The following is an 18,573-nucleotide window of genomic DNA, read 5'->3' as shown; positions in this document are numbered from 1 at the left end:
CGCTTCGCTCCGGACGGGCCCCCGTCGCCGTTCGCTCCCCCTGGTTCACTCCCCGTCATACGCGCGCCGCAGGGCTGCGAGGTCCATCTTCCTCATGGACAGCATCGCCTCAGTGGCCCGCCTGGCCTTCTCAGGGTCGGAGTCGGCGATCATCTCGAGCAGCACCTCGGGGAACACCTGCCATGACACCCCGAACCGGTCCTTCAGCCACCCGCAGGGACCCTCCTCGCCGCCCTCGGTGAGCTTGTCCCAGTAGTAGTCGACCTCGGCCTGGTCGGCGCAGCGGATCTGGAACGAGATCGCCTCGTCGAAGGTGAACTGCGGGCCGCCGTTGAGGGCGACGAACTTCTGGCCGTTGGCCGTGAACTCGACGGCCAGCACGGAGCCCGCGGGGCCGGGGCCCGCCTCGTTGTAGCGGCCGATCCGGCCGATGGCGGAGTTCTTGAAGACCGAGACGTAGTAGTTCGCCGCCTCCTCGGCCTGCCCGTCGAACCACAGGCACGTGGTGAATCCGTCGGTGCTCATCGCTGCCTCCTCCTGACGCGTGGGCGCTCACACCCATAGGACGGGCGCGGCGCCGGAAACTCATCGGCGCGCGGGGCGGGCACCTCGCCCGGGCGCCGATGAGCACCTACTGCCTGAGCATCAGCAGGTGCCCCTTGCGGTATTGCCGCTCGTCCGGCAGGGGCTCGCGGAGCATCCGGCCGACCTCGGCGAACCCGGCCTCCCCCGCCATCGCCGCGAGTTCGTCGACGGGCCACCGGTAGGCCGTCGTCACCTTGTGGTCGAACGGCTCGACCGGGCCGCCGCCGGCTTCGAAGAACGCCAGCAGGAGATGGCCGCCCGGGGCCAGTACCCGACGGAATTCGGCGAAGTACGGGGGCAGTTCCCGTGGCGGCGTGTGGATCACCGAGTACCAGGACACGATGCCGCCCAGTTCCGCGTCGGCGACGCCCAGGTCGTCCAGGGCGTCCATCGAGCCGACGTCGAAGCGCAGCCCCGGATGTGCCTCGCGGGCGAGACCGATCATCACGGGCGACAGGTCGACCCCGAACGCGTCGAGCCCCAGGCCCCGAAGGTGCGCGGTGATGTGTCCCGGGCCGCACCCCAGGTCGGCAACGGTTCCGCCGCCGGTCGCCCGCACGGAGTCCGCGAAGGCCGCGAGCATCGAGCGGTCCAGCGGGAGCGAGTCGAGCGAGTGGCGGAACATCTCCGCGTAGCGGACGGCGACGACGTCGTAGGCCCGGGCTGTCGAGCCGGGACGGAGCAGGGGGTCGGCCATGGGGAACGACCCTAGGCCATCGCCCGCGTGACCGACCCCGGCGAACGCCGGATTCCGCGGTCGGTTCTGGGCGTCGCCCTTGTCACGCGGTTGGACACTCACCGCTGCCGCTCCTCGTGAACGCATCGGCGGTTCGGAGATCTGCCGCGCGAACTCCTCGACGGCCTGGGGCACGACGCGTTGGGCGTCCTCGGCTCGCAGAGCTTCAACGAGCGCCCGGCGCACTTCTGCGTACGGTCGTCCGGTGTGTGAGGCGCGGGCCCGGTCGGCTGCCCGCTCGGCCTTGGCTAGGTGTGCCGCGACGATCGGCATGGACCTGTCGCACTCGCCGCGGTCGATGGCCATGCGTCCAGCCGATCAGTACGGATCGGCCGGGGTCAAGGTCGGGGCGGCCGTCACCTTGGCAGGCTCGGGTGATCCACGGTCAGCCTGGCCGCCGAACTGCGGCGAGCGGCAGGCGGAAAGCCGTCGTCGCTGCCGTTCCGCTCAGTGAACGGTGAGGATGCCGAGAGATGAGGCCACAGGGCTTGAACCTGTGGCCTCGTCCTGCAGCGCGCCCTCAGGGGTTCTCAGGGACGCCGTTGGCCGAGGACACAGAACTCGTTGCCCTCGGGGTCCGCCATGACAACCCACGACTGGTCACCCTGGCCGATGTCGACACGCTTCGCGCCGAGCGCCTCAAGGCGAGCCACCTCGGCGTCCTGGTCGTCAGGCCTGAAGTCGAGATGCAGCCGGCTCTTGGCCGTCTTGTTCTCATCGATCCGGACGAAGTCCAATCCCGGCAGACGATCCGGCTCCGGACGGATCTCGAACTCCTCGTCAGAGGAATGGACCACAACCCAGCCAAGAGCCTCAGCCCACCACTGCCCCAGGGCCACCGGATCCACCGAGTGAACGATTACCTGTTCCCATTCCAAGGCCATCCGGCGAGTCTAGGCCTACCGAGGGCCTCGAATCCGGCCGACGCCGCGACGGCCCGGAGACGGCCCCGGAGCGGCGCCAAGCCCCCCACGCGCGGGAGAACCGCGGGCAGGAGGCTTGATCAGTGCGTCTTACTTCTTCTTGCCCTGGGTCTGGCAGGCGTGGTCTTCACCCCTGATCAGCGGGGTACACACCTCAGTTGGCCAGGGCCGGGCGGTCGTCGTTGGCCGTTGCCTGTCGTCCTCGGTCGTCGCCGGAGGGCCCGGACAGGGCCCGGATCCCGGCGCGCTCGTGATCTACGGCGAACGAGGCCGGTGCATTCGGCGCGCTCAACGCCCACGTTTCGAAGGGAGGTCCGCCAGCGGGAGATCCCGCCGCGAGACCGACAGCCGCGACGACGGGAGTGCTGCTCGACGCGCCGGCCCTGATCGCGTGGCAACTTACGCACGGCCTAGCGGGTGATCGCGTTCTCACGCATCGGTACCTTGCGCGCCGGGGCGGTGCTTCTGGGCGTCGACGACGGCCCGCTCCAGCACGGCGGTGCATTCGCGGACCGTGCCGGGCTTGATGTCGTCGACCTGCTTGACCTGGACACCGCGGCTGCCGAGGTAGGCGTACGTCTTGCGGTCGAAGATCCACTCGGCGCGATCGCCGCTCTGCTGGTCGACATGGGCCAGGGCGATGCCCTCGCGTCCCGCGGCGTCCTTGGCGTGCTCCACCACCACAACCCCGGGGATCTTGGCCGCGGCCCGGTACAGCGCCGCGTTCAGCTTCGCCGGTGCGAGCTGCTCCTTGAGCAGGTCGCCGACGGTGTCGAATGCCTGCTGGTCCGGGGAGTTCCCCTGGCCCTTGGTCTCCTTGTAGATCTTCTTCAGCAGGGCGTCCGGGTCGGTGGGCAACGTCTTGAGGTAGTCGTAGGAGGGGGCGTTCAAGCTGCGCTCGACGTCGCTGTTGATGGTGATGCCGCCCTTGGGCTGGTAGCCGGGCTCATCCAGCCAGCCCTGCTTGCCGTCGGGGGAATTCCAGACCTCACGGATGTGCAGGGGCTCGACCAAGGTCTTGGACTCGTCTGCGTCGGTGTGCGAAACGGAGAGGTAGGAGACCTCGCTCTTGATGTAGACGTACTGGCCCGGGCCGGGTTCGGGCGTCTTGCTGGCCGAGGCGGCGGCGGCGATGTGCTCGACGGTGGAGGCGAGCTGGGCTGTGCTGCCGGGCTCGATGCGGACGACCGGCGCTTCGACCGGGGGCGGGGTGGCCGCGGCCGGGTCGCTGCCCCCGGAACCGGTCAGCGAGGTGAAGGCGAATGCGCCGGCCAGGGCGGCGGCGGTGACCGGGACACCGATCAGCAGGACACGGCGTGCTGGGCGGCGGGACGGCGCAGGGGCGGGTGCGGTGGGCTGGATCTCGTTCATCAGGTGCTCCTCGAGAAGCAGGTGACGGTCGAGCGACAGGTGCGGGTCTCCCGGCGCCGGCAGCAAACGGGCCAGCTCCGCGTAGTCCAGCGACTCCTCACGCCGAGACCTCTTGCGGATCATTCGGACCTCTCCTCGTACGACTCGTGTGACCGGGCCGCAGAAGTGCGGCCGCCCTCTACTTGTCCGTTGCGCAGCAGCGGTTCCCTGCGTTTTCTCAGTTCTTCGTCGGCCAGCTTGCTCAGCCGTTTGCGGGCGCGGGACAGGCGCGAGCGCACGGTGCCGACCGGGACGCCGAGCACGGCCGCAGCCTCCGCGTAGCCGAGCCCGGACCACACACAGAGCGTGAAGACCTCGCGCTCGCTCCGGGTCAGCTTCTTCAGCACCCGCTGGGCGGCAGCCAGCTGGTCGGCATCGGCGATGCGGCCGACGAGTTCGTCGGCGAAGTCCGGGACCGTCTCCTTGGCCGGCAGGCGCTGCAGGGCCCGCTGGTGGCGGCGCGCAGCGCGGGTTGTGTTGCGCAGTACGTTCACGGCGATGCCCATCAGCCAGGGGCGCGGGCCGTCGCCCTCGTCCCGCAGCTTGGCACGCAGCCGCCACGCCTCCAAGAAGGTCAGCGAGACGATGTCCTCGGCGACGGTCCAGTCCCCGGTTACGCGCACCGCGTGCCGGTGGACCAGCCGGGCGTGGTCACGGAAAAGCTCGCGGAACGCCTCGGGGTCGCCTGCCCGTATCCGGGTGTGCAATGAGTAGTCCACGTCAAGCTTTGTCCAAGCAGCGGGGCAGGTTCCCGTGGCGTGCGTCACACGGTCAGGAGACATGAGGCTGCGCGGCCGGCTCTCGCATTGCGTTCGCCGTCTCCGGTGGCGTCAGGTCGAGCGGAGGTCTTGTCGTTCAATCCCCTCGAACTGTGCCCGCAAGACTCGGGGCACTGAGGGCCCACAGTGGGGCCAGGCCGCGAAAATGCCCCCGATCCGGCGCCATAAGCGCAGGTCGGAGGCATGATCACAAAGGCTACTTCTTCTTGCCCTGGTTCTTCACGGCCTCGATCGCCGCCGCGGCCGCCTCGGGGTCGAGGTAGCGGCCGCCCGGGTTGACGGGGCGGAAGTCGGCGTCGAGCTCGTAGGAGAGCGGGATGCCGGTGGGGATGTTCAGGCCCGCGATGTCGGCGTCGGAGATGCCGTCGAGGTGCTTGACGAGGGCGCGGAGGCTGTTGCCGTGGGCGGCGACCAGGACGGTGCGGCCGGCGACGAGGTCGGGGACGATGCCGTCGTACCAGTACGGCAGCATGCGGTCGACGACGTCCTTCAGGCACTCGGTGCGCGGGCGCAGCTCCGGCGGGATGGAGGCGTAGCGCGGGTCGTCGCTCTGGGAGAACCCGCTGCCGTCCTCGAGCGGCGGCGGCGGGGTGTCGTAGGAGCGGCGCCAGAGCATGAACTGCTCCTCGCCGAACTCGGCGAGGGTCTGCGCCTTGTCCTTGCCCTGGAGGGCGCCGTAGTGGCGCTCGTTGAGGCGCCAGCTGCGGTGGACGGGGATCCAGTGCCGGTCGGCGGCCTCGAGGGCCAGCTGCGCGGTGCGGATCGCGCGCTTCTGGAGGGAGGTGTGGACGACGTCGGGGAGGAGTCCGGCGTCCTTCAGCAGCTCGCCGCCCCGGACCGCCTCCTTCTCGCCCTTCTCGTTGAGGTTGACGTCAACCCAGCCAGTGAAGAGGTTCTTAGCGTTCCACTCGCTCTCGCCGTGGCGGAGGAGGATCAGCTTGTACGGAGCTTCAGCCATGGCAAGGAGTCTAAGAGAAAACCCCTTGGTGCCCTCCGGAGGGCGGCTGTAATCTGCGCAGGCCACCCTGACCTATTACGCCCATGTCGCCGCGAGGAGCCTCCGCCGTGCCTGATGTCAGACGTGCCGTCCGGGAGACCGTGTCGGGACTCCCCAGGACCTTCTGGTGGCTGTGGACCAGCACGCTGGTCAACCGACTCGGCGGCTTCGTCGTCACCTTCCTCGCGCTCTACCTCACGCTGGACCGGGGGTACTCCGCCACCTACGCCGGCCTCGTCGCCTCCCTGTACGGCCTCGGCGGCGCCGTCGGCGCGGTCGTGGGCGGGGTGCTGACCGACCGGGTGGGGCGGCGCTCGACGATGCTGCTGGCGCAGGCGGCCGCCGCGGCCTGCACGGCGACGCTGGCGTACGTGCACGGGCAGGTGGCGATCGCGGCCGCGGCCACGGCGATCGGCGTGGCGAGCAGCGCCTCGCGGCCGGCGGTGCAGGCGATGATGGCGGACGTGGTGCCCGCCGCGGACCGGGTGCGGGCGTTCTCGCTCAACTACTGGGCGATCAACATCGGCTTCGCGGTCTCCTCCGCCGCGGCCGGCCTCATCGCCTCGCAGGGCTACTTCTGGCTGTTCCTCGGCGACGCGTTCATGACGCTGCTCTGCGCGCTGGTGATCTACGCCAAGGTGCCGGAGTCGATGCCCGCCCACGAGCCCGATGCGTCCGGCGAGCGCCCCGGGGACGCCCCGGGGCGCGGGGATTCCCGGGTCGGCCTCGGCGTCGTGCTGCGCGACCAGCGCTTCATGGCGTTCGTCGCGCTGACCTTCCTGCTGGGCACGGTCACCCAGCAGGGGGCGACGACCCTCTCGGTCGACATGGGCCGCCAGGGCTTCACCGCGAGCGAGTACGGCCTGGTCATCGGGCTCAACGGGTTGCTGATCGTACTGCTGCAGATCCCGCTGACCCGCCTCGTCGAGCGGCGGAGCGTGGCGGCGCTGCTCACCGCCGGCACCCTGCTGATGGGCTGGGGCTTCGGGCTCACCGCCTTCGCCGGGTCGGTCGCGTTCTACGCCCTCACGGTGGCGGTGTGGACCGTCGGCGAGATCCTGCACGCGCCGGCCTCGATGTCGCTGGTCGCCGACCTCTCCCCGGCCCACGCCCGGGGCCGCTACCAGGGCATGTACTCCCTCGCCTGGCCCGCGGCGTCCTTCGCCGGGCCGCTGCTGGGCGGCGTCGCGCTGGACCGGTGGGGCGGCGGCGTGGTCTGGGGAGCCTGTGCCCTGGTCGGCACGGTGGCCGGCGCCGGATACTGGCTGCTGCTGCGGGAGCGCAGGCCCCAGGAGGAGCCGGTGGACGCGGTTCCCCCGGCCCCGGCGCGGGTGCCGGGGCCGACGGCGGACTGCTGATCAGCCGGACACCCGCGCTGGGCCTCGTACAGGTTGCGCGGTGCGACGGCCGGGTTCCCGTACGAGGCCGGCCGCGAGTGCAGCGGCCCGGTGAGGTCGGGGACGTCGATCTGGCCGAAGGCGGTGACCTCGCAGATGCCGACGGTGGCGCTGCACGGGACGAGTCGTGACGCCTCTCGCGTACCTGAGCAGCATTCAGATGTGCGACGGGCACCGAGGACGCTATGAGCGGCATCCCCTGGGAAGACCCCAGGGAGACTTCGGGAGAGCCCGGACGAGCGCCCGCTACTCTGCGCCCTTGTCCGCCTTGCCGATCAGATGGGTGAACGCGTCGAGGTTGCGCGTGGACTCGCCGCGCGCGGTCCGCCACGCGTACTCCTTGCGGATCGCGGAGGCGAAGCCCAGTTCCAGCAGCGTGTTGAAGCTGCCGTCCGCGTTCTCCACGACGGCGCCCAGCACCCGGTCGACCTCGTCGGGGGTGACCGCGGCCAGCGGCAGACGGCCGGACAGGTAGACGTCGCCGAGCGCGTCGATGGCGTAGGCCACCCCGTACAGCCGGGTGTTGCGCTCCAGCAGCCAGCGGTAGAAGGCCTCGTGGTTCTCGTCGGGGCGGCGCACGACGAAGGCGTTGACCGTGAGGGTGTGCCGCCCGACGGCCAGGGCGACGGTGGTGGAGAGCTTCCGCGTGCCGGGGAGCTTGACGACGTACTCACCGGAGGCGCCGGTCTCCCAGTCGAGTTCCGCGTCCTTCAGTGCCTGCTCGACCGCCGCGCGTGCCGCCGTCTGCTCCCGCTCACCCATGCGGCGATCGTAGGCGACGCCGCCGTTCCGCCATCGCACCCGCGTACACCTCGGCGGTCCTGGCGGCCGCCGCGTCCCAGCCGAAGCACTCCGCGTGCCGGGCCGCGGCCGCGCCCATGGCGCCGGCGAGTTCCGGGTGCGCGACGAAGCGGCGCAGGGCGCGCGCGTAGTCGGCGGGGTCGTGGCCCGCGACGAGGAAACCGGTCTCGCCGTCCTTGACGGCCACCGGCAGTCCGCCGACCGCCGCCGCCACGACGGGCGTGCCGCAGGCCTGCGCCTCGATGGCCACCAGCCCGAAGGACTCGCTGTACGAGGGCATGACCAGCACGGACGCGGCCCGGTACCAGTCCGCGAGCCGGTCCTGGGCGACCGGCGGCTGGAAGCGCACGAGGTCGGAGATGCCGAGCCGGGCGGCGAGCTTCTGCAGGCGCTCGGGCTTGGCCAGGCCGCTGCCGCTCGGCCCGCCGACGACCGGGACGACCAGGCGGTCGCGCAGGGACGGGTCCTCCGCGAGGAGGATCGCCGTGGCGCGCAGCAGGATGTCCGGCGCCTTGAGGGGCTGTATCCGGCCGGCGAACAGCGGGATCAGCGCGTCCTGCGGCAGGCCGAGCCGGGCGCGGGCCCCCGCGCGGCCGCCGTGGGCGTCCGGCCGGAAGCGGTCCAGGTTCACCCCGGGGTGCACGACGGCGACCTTGGCCGGGTCGGCCTCGTAGTGCCGGATCAGCTCGTCCGACTCCTCGGCGGTGTTGGCGATCAGCCGGTCGGCGGCGGAGACGATCTGCGTCTCGCCGATCACCCGGGCCGCGGGCTCGGGGGTGTCGCCCTCGGCGAGGGCGGCGTTCTTGACCTTGGCCATCGTGTGCATGGCGTGGACGAGCGGGACGCCCCAGCGTTCGGCGGCGAGCCAGCCGACGTGGCCGGAGAGCCAGTAGTGCGAGTGCACCAGGTCGTAGTGGCCCTGCCGGTGGCTGGCCTCGGCGTGCATCACACCGTGGGTGAAGGCGCACAGCTGCGCGGGGAGGTCCTCCTTGGCCAGGCCCTCGTACGGGCCGGCGTCGACGTGGCGCACCAGGACGCCGGGGGCCAGCTCGACCGTGGGCGGCAGGGCGGCCGTCGTGGCACGGGTGAAGATCTCGACCTCGACGCCGGGGCCCTCGGCGAGCCGCTTGGCCAGCTCGACGATGTAGACGTTCATGCCCCCCGCGTCGCCGGTGCCCGGCTGGTGGAGGGGGGACGTGTGCACGCTGAGCATGGCCACGCGCCGCGGGCGGCGCCCACCGACGGCATGGCGCAGCCGGCGGTGCGCACCCCCGGCCAGGACCTTCGCCACGTACTGGCTCACGTCGCGTCCTCCACTTCTCGGACGGGCGGCCGAGCGGAGGCCACCCCTGAACAGTGACAACCAGCGGAAGGCCGAGATCCATTTCCACTTTGCCAAAGCGTGACCGAGGCCACGGCCCGGATCCGGCGCGCGCGGGCTCGCATAGGCTCGGCGTATGCGCGCGACACGACCGGTCGGAGAGGTGACCCGGGGGACGACCAATCCCAACCGGCTGCGCCGCATGGACCGCTGGATCGCCGCCGCGCACGGCCCCGCGCTGCGCCGCAGCGACGACCCGCTCGCCGTGGACCTGGGCTACGGCGCCGCGCCGTGGACGGCCCTGGAACTGCTCGAACGCCTCCGCACCGCCCGCCCGGACGCCGAGGTCGTCGGCATCGAGATCGACCCGGCCCGGGTGGCCGCCGCCCAACCGTACGCCCGCGAGGGGCTCTCCTTCGCACACGGGGGCTTCGAGGTGCCCCTCCCGGACGGGCGCAGGCCGGCCCTGATCCGGGCGGCGAACGTGCTGCGCCAGTACGACGAGGAGCGCGTCACCGAGGTGTGGACGCGCCTGCGCGCCCGGCTCGCCCCGGACGGGCTGCTGGTGGAGGGCACCTGCGACGAGATCGGCCGCCGCCACGTATGGGTGGCGCTCGGCCCCGAGGGCCCGCGCACCGTGACCTTCGCCACCCGGCTCGGCTCCCTGGAACGCCCCTCCGACCTTGCGGAACGGCTGCCCAAGGCGCTGATCCACCGCAATGTGCCAGGCGAGCCGGTGCACGCCTTCCTCACCGACTTCGACCGCGCGTGGGCGGCCGCCGCGCCCTTCGCCTCCCTCGGCGCCCGGCAACGCTGGATCCGCGCGGTCCGCAGCCTCGCGGGCCCCGGCGGCTGGCCGGTCACGGACACCCAGGCCCGCTGGCGCCAGGGCGAAGTGACCGTCCGCTGGGAGGCCCTGGCCCCCGCCGCGGGCTGACCTCCGCGCTCGGTGGCGACCGCCGCCCCACTCCGGCTGCGGAGAGGCGAAGTGGGCGCCGGCCGACAGGCGTTGACGCTCTGCCGCATGGGCCACACCCGGGGTCCGCCGCGTGGCACGGCGACCGGGCGATGCGGCACGCGGTCCGGTACGCGGTCCGGAAACAGGGGACGGAACGGCCCCGCCCCGCAAGGCGTTGGCCCACGCCCCTGGCTGATTCACGCCTCCCGTGGCACCATCCACAGCTATGTGACGGACCGTCAGATCAGCCCGCCGGAGGTGCCCGCATGAAGCGTACGGTCTGCCTGACCTGTGCCGCGCTGCTGCTCCTCGCCGCCCCGGCCCCCGCCGCGCACGCCGATCCGCCGCGCCCGCGCCGCACCGTGCAGGACGTACGGGCCGAGGTCGACGCCCTCTACCGGCAGGCCGAACGCGCCACCGACACCTACAACGCCGCGCACGAACGGGTCCTCGCCCAGCAGGAGGACATCGTCGCGCTCGCCCGCGTCATCGACCGGGAGCAGACCCGGCTGCGCACCCTGACCGCGCAGGCGGGCGCGCTCGCCCGCGCCCAGTACCGGGGCGGCGGGATCGGTCCAGGGCTGGACCTGCTGCTCAGTGACGACCCGGAAGCCCTCCTCGACGGACTCTCCCTCGCCGACCGGGGAGCGCAGGCCGCGAACGCCACGATCGGCGAGCTGCGCACCACCACGGCGGAACTCGGCGCCTACGCCCACTCCGCCACCGCCGCCTGGGAGCGCCTGACGGCCGGCCAGAAGAAGGCGGCCGACGCCAAGCGGAGGATCACCACCCGGCTCGCCAGGGCGAAGATCCTGCTGGCCGGGCTGGAGGCACTGGAGCGGGCCCGGCTGGAACGGCTGGAGGACGAGGCCGCCTACCGTGCGCAGGTCGCCTGGTTGCGGACCGGCGCCGCCGCCGAACTGCGCCGCAACGCCGCCGGCGCCACCCGGCAGGGCGCCGCCGCCGTCGCCTTCGCCACCGCGCAGATCGGCAAGCCCTATGAATGGGGGGCGAACGGGCCCGCCGCCTACGACTGCTCGGCGCTGACGCAGGCCGCCTGGCGGGCGGCCGGCGTGGGCGTCCCGCGCACCTCGCAGGAGCAGTGGCGGCTGCTGCCCCACGTCCCCGTGTCGGCGATGCGGCCGGGCGACCTGGTCGTCTACTTCGACGACGCCAGTCACGTCGGCATCTACGTGGGTGACGGCGCCATCGTCCACGCGCCGCGCCCCGGGCGGCGGATCACGATGGCGGGCGCCGGGTCGATGCCGGTCCTGGGCGTCGTACGCCCCGGATGACCGGGCCCGCGGGGCGACGCCGGCCCGCTCCCGTGTGACCTGGATCCTGTGACCCCCGCCCTGTGACCGTCGCCACGCCATGCATGATCAAACGTGACCTTGGTCATGCCCGGTTCATCCCCTCGCGGCCGAAATCCGCAGCTCAGAACCGCATATGACACGGGCGGTTTACCAGCAGGGCCTCCCCCGCCGCCGGGCGCTACCGCTATGGTCGCCCTTCAGTGTGCTCGGAGCAGAGCAGACGATCCGATCGATCCGACCGCTCCGGGACGTTGCCCTCGGGGGGAGGGAAGGAATTGCCCGATGTCGCCGATGTCCGCCACCGAGCGGCGCACCGACCAGTTCGCCGCCGTGCCGGGGCCGCGCCAGGAGACACCCCTGGCCGACGGCCGGATCTCCCCTGCCCTCACCCTGCTCGTCATCGGTGAGGACCCTTCGGGCGCCTTCACCGTCCCCGACCTGCTGGACGTCTCCGGTACGCGGGTCCGTATCCGCCGCGCCCGCAACCTGACCGAGGCCGAGCGGCTGCTCAGGGACGACGTCAACTGCATCCTGCTGGAACTCACCGCCCGCGCCGCCGAGGGCGCCTCCGACGGGCTGGACGGCCTGCGGCAGCTGCTGCGGCTCGCCCCGCGCACCGCCGTGCTGGTGCTCACCGCGGGCACCGACACCGACGCCGAGCGTGCCGCCGAGGCGGTCCGCGTCGGGGCCCAGGACCATCTGACCCCGGCCGATCTGGACCCTTCCCACCTGACCCGGGCCATCCGCTACGCCGTGGAGCGCAAGCGCGCCGACGTCGCGCAGCGCCAGCTCACCGAGACGCGGCTGCTGGCCCAGGAGAACTCGCGGCTGGAGCGCGGACTGCTGCCCACGCCGCTGCTGCACGGCGCCGACCTGCGTTTCGCCGCCCGCTACCGGCCCGGCCGCAGCCGTGCCCTGCTCGGCGGCGACTTCTACGACACCGTCCGCACGCCCGACGGGACCGTGCACGCGATGATCGGCGACGTCTGCGGCCACGGCCCGGACGAGGCCGCCCTCGGCGTGGAGCTGCGCATCGCGTGGCGCGCGCTGACCCTCGCCGGGCTGTGCGGCGCCGGCCTGCTGACCACGCTGCAGCAGGTCCTGGAGCACGAGCGGGCCGACGACGAGATCTTCGCGACCCTCTGCCAGGTCGACATCACCCCGGACGGGCGGGCCGCCGACCTCTGGCTGGCCGGCCACCCGGCACCGCTGGTGTCCCTGTCCGGGATGGCGCCGCAGCTCCTGCCGTACCAGCACGGCGGCCCGGCGCTCGGCCTGCTGCCCGACAAGGACTGCTGGGAGGGCGCGCGGTTCGAACTGGGCGAGGCGTGGAGCCTGCTGCTCTACACCGACGGGCTCATCGAGGGCCGCGTCGGCCCGGGCGCACAGCGGCTGGGCCAGGAGGGCATGGTCGAGCTGGTCGGGCGGCAGCTGGGCGCCGGACTGGCCGGCGAGGAGCTGCTGGACGCGGCCATGACGGAGGTGCGGGAGCTCAACGGCGGGGAGCTGACGGACGACGTCGCGCTCATGCTGCTGGAGTCGGGCGCCTGATCCCCGGCCCCGGCCCGGGGCCGGGCGGCCCGCACCGGCACAACGGCCGAACGGGCCGCTTCCGCGGCCGGACGGGGGGGACTCGGCGGTCGGAGGAGGAGCCTCAGCGGTTGAAGGGGCCGTACGGCCCGTCGCTGCTGCTGCCGCCGCGCCGGCGGGGGCCGCCCTTGCCCGCGACCTCGCGAAGCTTCGGCCTCACGTCCACCATGTACACGATCACCGCGATCAGGCCGATGACCGGCAGGAACGACATGATCGAGAAGATCTTCATCACCACGGCGGAGATGCCGAGGATGATCAGCCAGAACGCCTTGGTGTTCTTGTCGGCCGCACGGTAGGCATCCTCACGATGGATCGCGGCGTTGACGAACGCGAAGACCGCGAGCAGGAAGAGCGCCCAGGACACCAGTCCCAGCACACCCAGGAAACCCGTAACCAGCATTGCCGTCCACCTCCGTCATCGGCTCCCACCGTACCGGCACAACGAGCCGGGCACGCCGTGCGTGCCCGGCTCGTGATGTCCGGCCGATCAGGAAGCGGGCCTGCCCGGCGTCGCGGGCTTCTTGGGCGCGGGGGCCTTCTTGGCCGCGGAGGCCTTCTTCTGCTGCGCCACGGACTGACTGTCCTGCGCCGGGGCCGGGGAAGGCGCCGGGGCGGGGGCGGGCTTGATGTCCGAGACGGGCGCCTGCCGCGCCGCCGGGACGGGCTCCGGCTCGATCGCGACCGCGATCTCCTCGACCTGGTCGGCGGCCTCGCCGCGCCAGGTGGCGACCGCGCCCTTGCCGCGCTCGGCCAGGCCGTCGTACGCCTCCTTGGCGCGGACCGCGTACTCGGCGGCCCGGCCCACCTGCTGCAGCGCGAAGTCCTGCGCCGAGTCGCGCAGCTTGCGCAGGTCGGTGTCGATGGTGCCGAAGAGCTCGTTGACCTTGGCCTGCGCCTTGGTCTGCGCGTCCTTGGCCTGCGCGGTCACCTTCTCCTGCACGGCCTTCGGGTCGGTGCCGCGGATCTTCTCGATCCGGTCGGGGGCCTCGGCGCGGATCTTCTCGATCAGCGGCGGGACCTCCTTGAGCTTCTCGGCCGCGAGGTCCGCGGTCCCGGCCAGCGCGTACAGCGGGGTCGGGTCCTTGAGGGTCTTCACGATGTCTTCGGTGATCGCCATGAGGGTTTCTCCCGTATGAGGATGGTGGCGTTTACGTCTGGTGAGTCCGCTGGATCCGTGCGACCGGGGTGCGCCGGTCACCCGGCGGCCGCGGCGTCGTCGCCGCCACCGCCACTGTCCGGTCCAGCCGGTCCGGCCGTCTTCGGCTTCAGTACGGCGACAGCCTTCTTCGCCGCCTTCTTCGCCGCGTGCTCGCGCGGCGCAGCGGGCTGCTCGTCAAGAGCTTCCTCCACTGCGGCGTTCTCCTTGCGGAACGACTCGTAGATCTGCAGGAGGACTTGCTTCTGCTTCTCGTTGATCGCCGTGTCGGCCAGGATGGCGGTCCGTACCTCCATCCCGTCGCCCTGGTCCCGCTCGTCGAGGATCCCGGCCTGCACGTACAGGGTCTCGGCGGAGATGCGCAGCGCCTTGGCGAGCTGCTGCAGGATCTCGGCGCTGGGCTTGCGCAGCCCGCGCTCGATCTGGCTGAGGTAGGGGTTGGACACCCCTGCGGCGTCGGCGAGCTGACGCAGGGACAGCTGCGCGTTGCGGCGCTGCTCCCGCAGGTACTCACCGAGGTTGCCGACGTTCAGTGAAGCCATGTCTTCGAGCATGCCGCGCGGTGCTAACTTTTGCAAGCAAGGTGCTTGCAAAAGTCTCGTTACGGGGATGTGACATCCCCCACCCGGCCCAGTGCGCGCCGACCGGGCGCCCGTACGGCGGCACCGGCCGGCTGTCGGCGCCGGGGCCGGAAGGCGGCTGTGGACCTGCGTCCGGAACTGCTCCCGCCGCCCGTCAGCCCGGCACGGCAGGCGGAGATCAGCCGTGCGATCGAGCGGATCGCGGACCTGGCCGAACACGGGGAACGCGCGGACGCCGCCGCGGACGCCGCCGCCTTCAACGAGGCGGCCGGCCACGACCACCGGCTCCGCGACGTCACCGGGTACCACATGTGGCGCGACACGGGGGAATCCGCCCGGAAGGCCGCCCGGCCCCACCGGCCGCGGGTGGACGGCGTCGACCGCGACGAGCTCGTCGGGATCGCCGCCGGACCGAGGCGGACCCGGCGGGCGACGACGCCGACCGCTACCTCTGCCTCTGCCTCTGCCTCTTCGACGCCGACACCCCGCACCCGCGGGCCGCCGACCTGGTCCTCCACCCACCCGCCGGACTCGCGGGCGCCTCCCCGGCGCGGATCGTCGACGCCGCCCCCGCCTGCCGTCCGATCACCCGGTGACCCTTGCCCTGACGGCCGGTTGACCTTGACCTTGGGGCAGGCCACAGCATCGACGTGACCGGGCGGCGTGCCCGGTCCGAGGGAGGGAGCCCGCCATGGACTCGCTGACGATCGGGGCGTTCGCGAAGGCGTCCCGGCTGTCGCCGAAGGCGCTGCGGCTCTACGACGAGCTGGGGCTGCTGACGCCCGCGCGGGTCGATCCGGTGACCGGCTACCGCCACTACGCCCCCGCCCAGCTGGAGCAGGCCCGGCTCGTGGCGTGGCTGCGGCGCCTGGGCATGCCGCTGGCCCGTATACGGGAGGTGTGCGCGCTCGACGCGCCCGCCGCCGCGCGGGAGATCCGGGCGTACTGGGCGCAGGTGGAGGCCGCGCACGGTGCGCGGCGGGATCTGGCCGCCTTCCTCGTCGATCACCTGTCCCGGAAGGACTCCGCCGTGAACGACGCGAACCAGCCCCTGGAACTGCGCTACGCCGCCCTCTCCGACGCCGGCCTGGTCCGGCAGGGCAACCAGGACACCGCCTACGCCGGGTCCCGGCTGCTGGCGGTGGCCGACGGCTTCGGCGGCGACGGTGCGCCCGCGGGCGCCGCCGCCGTCGACGCGCTGAAGGAACTCGACCCCGCCGGCGTCGCCGCGGGCGGCCTGCTCGACGTCCTGCAGGGCGCTCTGGACCGGGCCGATGAGGCCGTGCGCGGTCTCACGGAGTCGGGCACCACCCTCACCGCGCTGCTGTGGACCGGGGAACAGCTGGCGCTCGTCCACATCGGCGACTCGCGGGCGTATCTGCTGCGCGGGGGCGGGCTGTTCCTGATCACCCACGATCACACGATGGTGCAGTCGATGGTGGACGAGGGCCGGCTCACCGCGGCCGAGGCCGCTTCACACCCGCAGCGGTCGCTGCTCGTACGGGCGTTGGGCGCCGGCACCCCGCCCGCCGGGCGGCTGCCCGATCTGCGGCTGCACGACCCGCGCCCCGGCGACCGCTATCTGCTCTGCACGGACGGCCTGTCCACGGTGGTCCCGGACGACGAGCTGCGCCGGGTCCTCGGGTCCGGCGCGGCACCCGGGCAGGCGGTCCGCGAGCTGGTCGCGCTCGCCAACGCCGCCGGCGGTCCCGACAACGTCAGTTGTGTGGTCGCCGATGTACGGGAGCGGTCCGCGGCGGCATAGTCGTCGCCCATGGGCGACGACTGGTTTCTGCAGACGGGTCACGGGGTGCGCTTCGAGTGGGGCCCGGAAGGCGCCCGCAGGATCGGGGCGGGGGCGGCCTGCCTGGTGATCGTCGACGTGCTGTCGTTCACGACGTCGGTGACGGTGGCCGTCGAGGCGGGCACCGCGGTGCATCCGTACGCCTGGCGCGACGCGTCGGCGGCGGCGTACGCGCGGCGGGCCGGGGCGCGGCTGGCCGTGGGGCGGCGCGAGGTCAGCGAGCGCTCACCGTGGTCGCTGTCCCCGGCCGCGCTGCGGCGGGCGCCGTTCACCCCGCGGCTGGTGCTGCCCTCGCCCAACGGGTCCGCGATCGCGGCGGCCGCCGGGCAGGCGGCGACAATCGTCGCCGCCTGCCTGCGCAACGCGGCCGCCGTCGGCGGTTGGCTCGCCCGGCACGGCTACGGCACCCCGGACCGGCCCGTGGCGGTCATCGCCGCCGGCGAGCGCTGGCCGGACGGTATCCTGCGGCCCGCGCTGGAGGACCTGCTCGGCGCGGGCGCGGTCGTCACCGCGCTGCGCGAGCACGCCCCCACGCTGTCCCCCGAGGCACGAACCGCGGCGGCGGCCTTCACCGGGACCCCGGACCCGGCCGCCGCCGTCGCGGCCTGCGCCTCCGGACGCGAGCTGGCCGGCGGCGGCTTCGCGGAGGACGTCGCCATCGCCACGGAGATCGACGCGACCGCGGCCGTCCCGGTCCTGTCCGACGGCGCCTTCTCATCGCGGACAGGAACTGACCGCATGGGTGCGTAACGTCGAAGACGCAGAGGACGCCGGGGCACCGGCACCTACGACAAGGGAGCGCGCGATGCCGACAGTGGTACGGAACGAGACGGGCGAGCGGGACGCACTGCTGGCCTACCTGGAGGCGCAGCGCGGCGGGGTGCGCCGGGCGGTGCTCGGGCTCACCGACGAGCAGGCGTCCTCGCGGCCGAGCGTCAGCGAGATGAACCTCGCCGGACTGGTCAAGCACGTCGCCAGGACCGAGGAGTCCTGGGTGCAGGGTCTGCTGCTGGGCCGCGAGGACAAGAAGGGCACCGAGGAGGACTACGTCAACGGCTTCCGGCTGCTGGAGGGCGAGACCCTCGCCGGATGGCTCGACCGGTACGAGCGCATCGGCCGGGACACCGAGGAGGCCGTTCTCGGGCTGCCCGACCTGGAGGTCGTGGTGCCGCTGCCGGACGCCCCGTGGAACCCACCGGACATGAAGGTCAGCGCCCGCTGGATCCTGCTCCACCTCATCGAGGAGACCGCCCGGCACGCCGGGCACGCGGACGTCATCCGCGAGTCCCTGGACGGCCGGACGGCCTTCGAGCTGGTCGCGGAGGCGGCGCAGCAGGGGAAGCCGATGGGCTGACCCGTCAGGCCCCCGGGGCCACCGGTTCCTGCAGCTCCGTGACCCAGGTGTCGGGGTGCCCCTCGCACTCCAGGTACAGCTCGCGGGGGTAGCCGGCCGAGCGGTGGCCGTGGGCGTCGATCCCCCGCGCCAGGGCCTGGGCGCTGCGCAGGACGTCGTCCATGGAACCGCGGTGGACGATCGTCGCCGCGCTCTCGATGGCCGGCAGGTCGACGACCGCGAAGTCGTACCCGCCGTCCGGCTCCACCGCGACCTGCAGTCCCGCGTGCACGAGGATCGCGCCGTCGCCCTCCGGCGCGTCCTCGTAGTACGCGATCCCCGGCCCGGTCGGCACCACGCCCGCCGCGTCCAGCCGCCGGCACAGCTCGTCGTACAGCGGCTGGATGACCGGGCCGATCTGCGCCGGCTCGAACCCGGCCGCGGTCGCCGTCAGCTCCGCGAGCCGCACCGGCGGCACCCGCTTGATCACCACGTCGTCAGTGGACATCCGTCCCTCACTCTCGATCGTCCGGAGCCTCGCCTCAACCCCCGCCAGCCGGGCCGCGTCCGCGGCCATCGCCGCCGCGAGCTCGGCGCGGCGCAGCCGCAGCATGCCGCGCAGCTCCTCCGCGCTCACCTCCTCGTCGAGGATCGACCGCACCTGGTCGAGGGTGAAGCCGAGGTCCTTGAGGGCGATGACGCGGTTGAGCCGGGCGAGCTGCCCGGCGGCGTAGTGGCGGTAGCCGCTGGCGGGGTCGACACGGTCGGGGCGCAGCAGCCCGATGGCGTCGTAGTGACGCAGCATGCGGACCGACACGCGGCCGTGCCTGGCGAAGTCTCCGATTCCGAACATGACGTCTCCGAGTCCACCGCCTCACACGGT

Annotated in this window: 19 protein-coding genes; 7 read left to right on the top strand and 12 right to left on the bottom strand. The window is 72.7% G+C overall.

Features of this window, described 5'->3' with window-relative positions; translation table 11 throughout:
• Window positions 1-45 precede the first annotated feature (45 nt).
• From ACWDAS_RS30895 to ACWDAS_RS30870, 6 genes are all read right to left on the bottom strand, one after another.
• A complete protein-coding gene (locus ACWDAS_RS30895) occupies window positions 46-525 on the bottom strand; it encodes a VOC family protein (protein ID WP_450397597.1) in 480 nt (159 codons plus the stop codon).
• A gap of 106 nt (window positions 526-631) precedes the next feature.
• Window positions 632-1,282: a class I SAM-dependent methyltransferase gene (locus ACWDAS_RS30890; protein WP_450397596.1), complete on the bottom strand. Its 651-nt coding sequence runs from the start codon at window positions 1,280-1,282 to the stop codon at window positions 632-634.
• A 569-nt stretch (window positions 1,283-1,851) separates the two neighbouring features.
• Window positions 1,852-2,205, bottom strand: coding sequence for a VOC family protein (locus ACWDAS_RS30885; RefSeq protein ID WP_450397595.1), 354 nt, complete (start codon window positions 2,203-2,205; stop codon window positions 1,852-1,854).
• A 468-nt stretch (window positions 2,206-2,673) separates the two neighbouring features.
• Window positions 2,674-3,738 carry a CU044_5270 family protein gene (locus tag ACWDAS_RS30880; RefSeq protein ID WP_450397594.1) on the bottom strand — a complete coding sequence of 355 codons (1,065 nt, stop codon included), beginning with the start codon at window positions 3,736-3,738 and terminating at the stop codon, window positions 2,674-2,676.
• Entirely contained in the window at window positions 3,735-4,373 is a 639-nt protein-coding gene (locus tag ACWDAS_RS30875; RefSeq protein WP_450397593.1) for an RNA polymerase sigma factor, read from the bottom strand. The genes ACWDAS_RS30880 and ACWDAS_RS30875 overlap by 4 nt, the downstream gene beginning before the upstream one ends.
• Before the next feature lie 256 nt (window positions 4,374-4,629).
• The gene (locus ACWDAS_RS30870; protein WP_450397592.1) at window positions 4,630-5,391 is read right to left on the bottom strand and encodes a phosphoglyceromutase; all 762 of its coding nucleotides are present in this window, start codon (window positions 5,389-5,391) and stop codon (window positions 4,630-4,632) included.
• A 107-nt stretch (window positions 5,392-5,498) separates the two neighbouring features.
• Here ACWDAS_RS30870 and ACWDAS_RS30865 point away from each other — a divergent pair, with 107 nt between their 5' ends.
• On the top strand, window positions 5,499-6,788 hold the full coding sequence (locus ACWDAS_RS30865; RefSeq protein WP_450397591.1) for an MDR family MFS transporter: 1,290 nt from the start codon (window positions 5,499-5,501) through the stop codon (window positions 6,786-6,788).
• Window positions 6,789-7,073: 285 nt separating this feature from the next.
• Here the strand turns inward: ACWDAS_RS30865 and ACWDAS_RS30860 are convergent, their stop codons facing one another.
• The gene (locus ACWDAS_RS30860) at window positions 7,074-7,589 is read right to left on the bottom strand and encodes a YbjN domain-containing protein (RefSeq protein WP_450397589.1); all 516 of its coding nucleotides are present in this window, start codon (window positions 7,587-7,589) and stop codon (window positions 7,074-7,076) included.
• Entirely contained in the window at window positions 7,582-8,931 is a 1,350-nt protein-coding gene (gene mshA / locus ACWDAS_RS30855; RefSeq protein ID WP_450397587.1) for a D-inositol-3-phosphate glycosyltransferase, read from the bottom strand. Before mshA ends, ACWDAS_RS30860 begins: the two co-directional genes overlap by 8 nt.
• 154 nt (window positions 8,932-9,085) lie before the next feature.
• Between mshA and ACWDAS_RS30850 the strand changes: the two genes are divergently transcribed.
• The 3 genes from ACWDAS_RS30850 to ACWDAS_RS30840 all read left to right on the top strand — a co-directional run bounded on the left by ACWDAS_RS30850 (window position 9,086) and on the right by ACWDAS_RS30840 (window position 12,774).
• Window positions 9,086-9,886 carry a class I SAM-dependent methyltransferase gene (locus tag ACWDAS_RS30850; RefSeq protein WP_450397585.1) on the top strand — a complete coding sequence of 267 codons (801 nt, stop codon included), beginning with the start codon at window positions 9,086-9,088 and terminating at the stop codon, window positions 9,884-9,886.
• A gap of 287 nt (window positions 9,887-10,173) precedes the next feature.
• Window positions 10,174-11,202, top strand: coding sequence for a C40 family peptidase (locus tag ACWDAS_RS30845; protein WP_450397583.1), 1,029 nt, complete (start codon window positions 10,174-10,176; stop codon window positions 11,200-11,202).
• Between the two features lie 105 nt (window positions 11,203-11,307).
• On the top strand, window positions 11,308-12,774 hold the full coding sequence (locus tag ACWDAS_RS30840; protein ID WP_450397666.1) for a PP2C family protein-serine/threonine phosphatase: 1,467 nt from the start codon (window positions 11,308-11,310) through the stop codon (window positions 12,772-12,774).
• 103 nt (window positions 12,775-12,877) lie between these two features.
• On the opposite strand, the gene ACWDAS_RS30835 is transcribed toward ACWDAS_RS30840, so the two are convergent.
• The 3 genes from ACWDAS_RS30835 to ACWDAS_RS30825 form a co-directional block, all read right to left on the bottom strand.
• Window positions 12,878-13,216, bottom strand: coding sequence for a DUF2516 family protein (locus ACWDAS_RS30835; RefSeq protein WP_450397581.1), 339 nt, complete (start codon window positions 13,214-13,216; stop codon window positions 12,878-12,880).
• Window positions 13,217-13,303: 87 nt separating this feature from the next.
• Complete coding sequence (locus ACWDAS_RS30830; RefSeq protein WP_450397579.1) at window positions 13,304-13,933, bottom strand: hypothetical protein; 630 nt, start codon at window positions 13,931-13,933, stop codon at window positions 13,304-13,306.
• Between the two features lie 77 nt (window positions 13,934-14,010).
• Window positions 14,011-14,514: a helix-turn-helix domain-containing protein gene (locus tag ACWDAS_RS30825; RefSeq protein ID WP_450397578.1), complete on the bottom strand. Its 504-nt coding sequence runs from the start codon at window positions 14,512-14,514 to the stop codon at window positions 14,011-14,013.
• A gap of 730 nt (window positions 14,515-15,244) precedes the next feature.
• On the opposite strand from ACWDAS_RS30825, the gene ACWDAS_RS30820 reads away from it, so the two are divergent.
• From ACWDAS_RS30820 to ACWDAS_RS30810, 3 genes are read left to right on the top strand one after another with little or no spacing between them, the layout of a single operon-like run.
• Complete coding sequence (locus tag ACWDAS_RS30820; protein ID WP_450397576.1) at window positions 15,245-16,318, top strand: MerR family transcriptional regulator; 1,074 nt, start codon at window positions 15,245-15,247, stop codon at window positions 16,316-16,318.
• A gap of 9 nt (window positions 16,319-16,327) precedes the next feature.
• Window positions 16,328-17,107: a 2-phosphosulfolactate phosphatase gene (locus ACWDAS_RS30815; protein WP_450397575.1), complete on the top strand. Its 780-nt coding sequence runs from the start codon at window positions 16,328-16,330 to the stop codon at window positions 17,105-17,107.
• A 55-nt stretch (window positions 17,108-17,162) separates the two neighbouring features.
• Window positions 17,163-17,711, top strand: coding sequence for a DinB family protein (locus tag ACWDAS_RS30810; protein WP_450397574.1), 549 nt, complete (start codon window positions 17,163-17,165; stop codon window positions 17,709-17,711).
• A 4-nt stretch (window positions 17,712-17,715) separates the two neighbouring features.
• Here the strand turns inward: ACWDAS_RS30810 and ACWDAS_RS30805 are convergent, their stop codons facing one another.
• On the bottom strand, window positions 17,716-18,543 hold the full coding sequence (locus ACWDAS_RS30805) for a MerR family transcriptional regulator (RefSeq protein WP_450397572.1): 828 nt from the start codon (window positions 18,541-18,543) through the stop codon (window positions 17,716-17,718).
• Between the last annotated feature and the right edge of the window lie 30 nt (window positions 18,544-18,573).

It is taken from the genome of Streptomyces sp. NPDC001070 (genome assembly GCF_053598835.1).
This window is presented reverse-complemented; position numbering and strand designations above follow the sequence as displayed.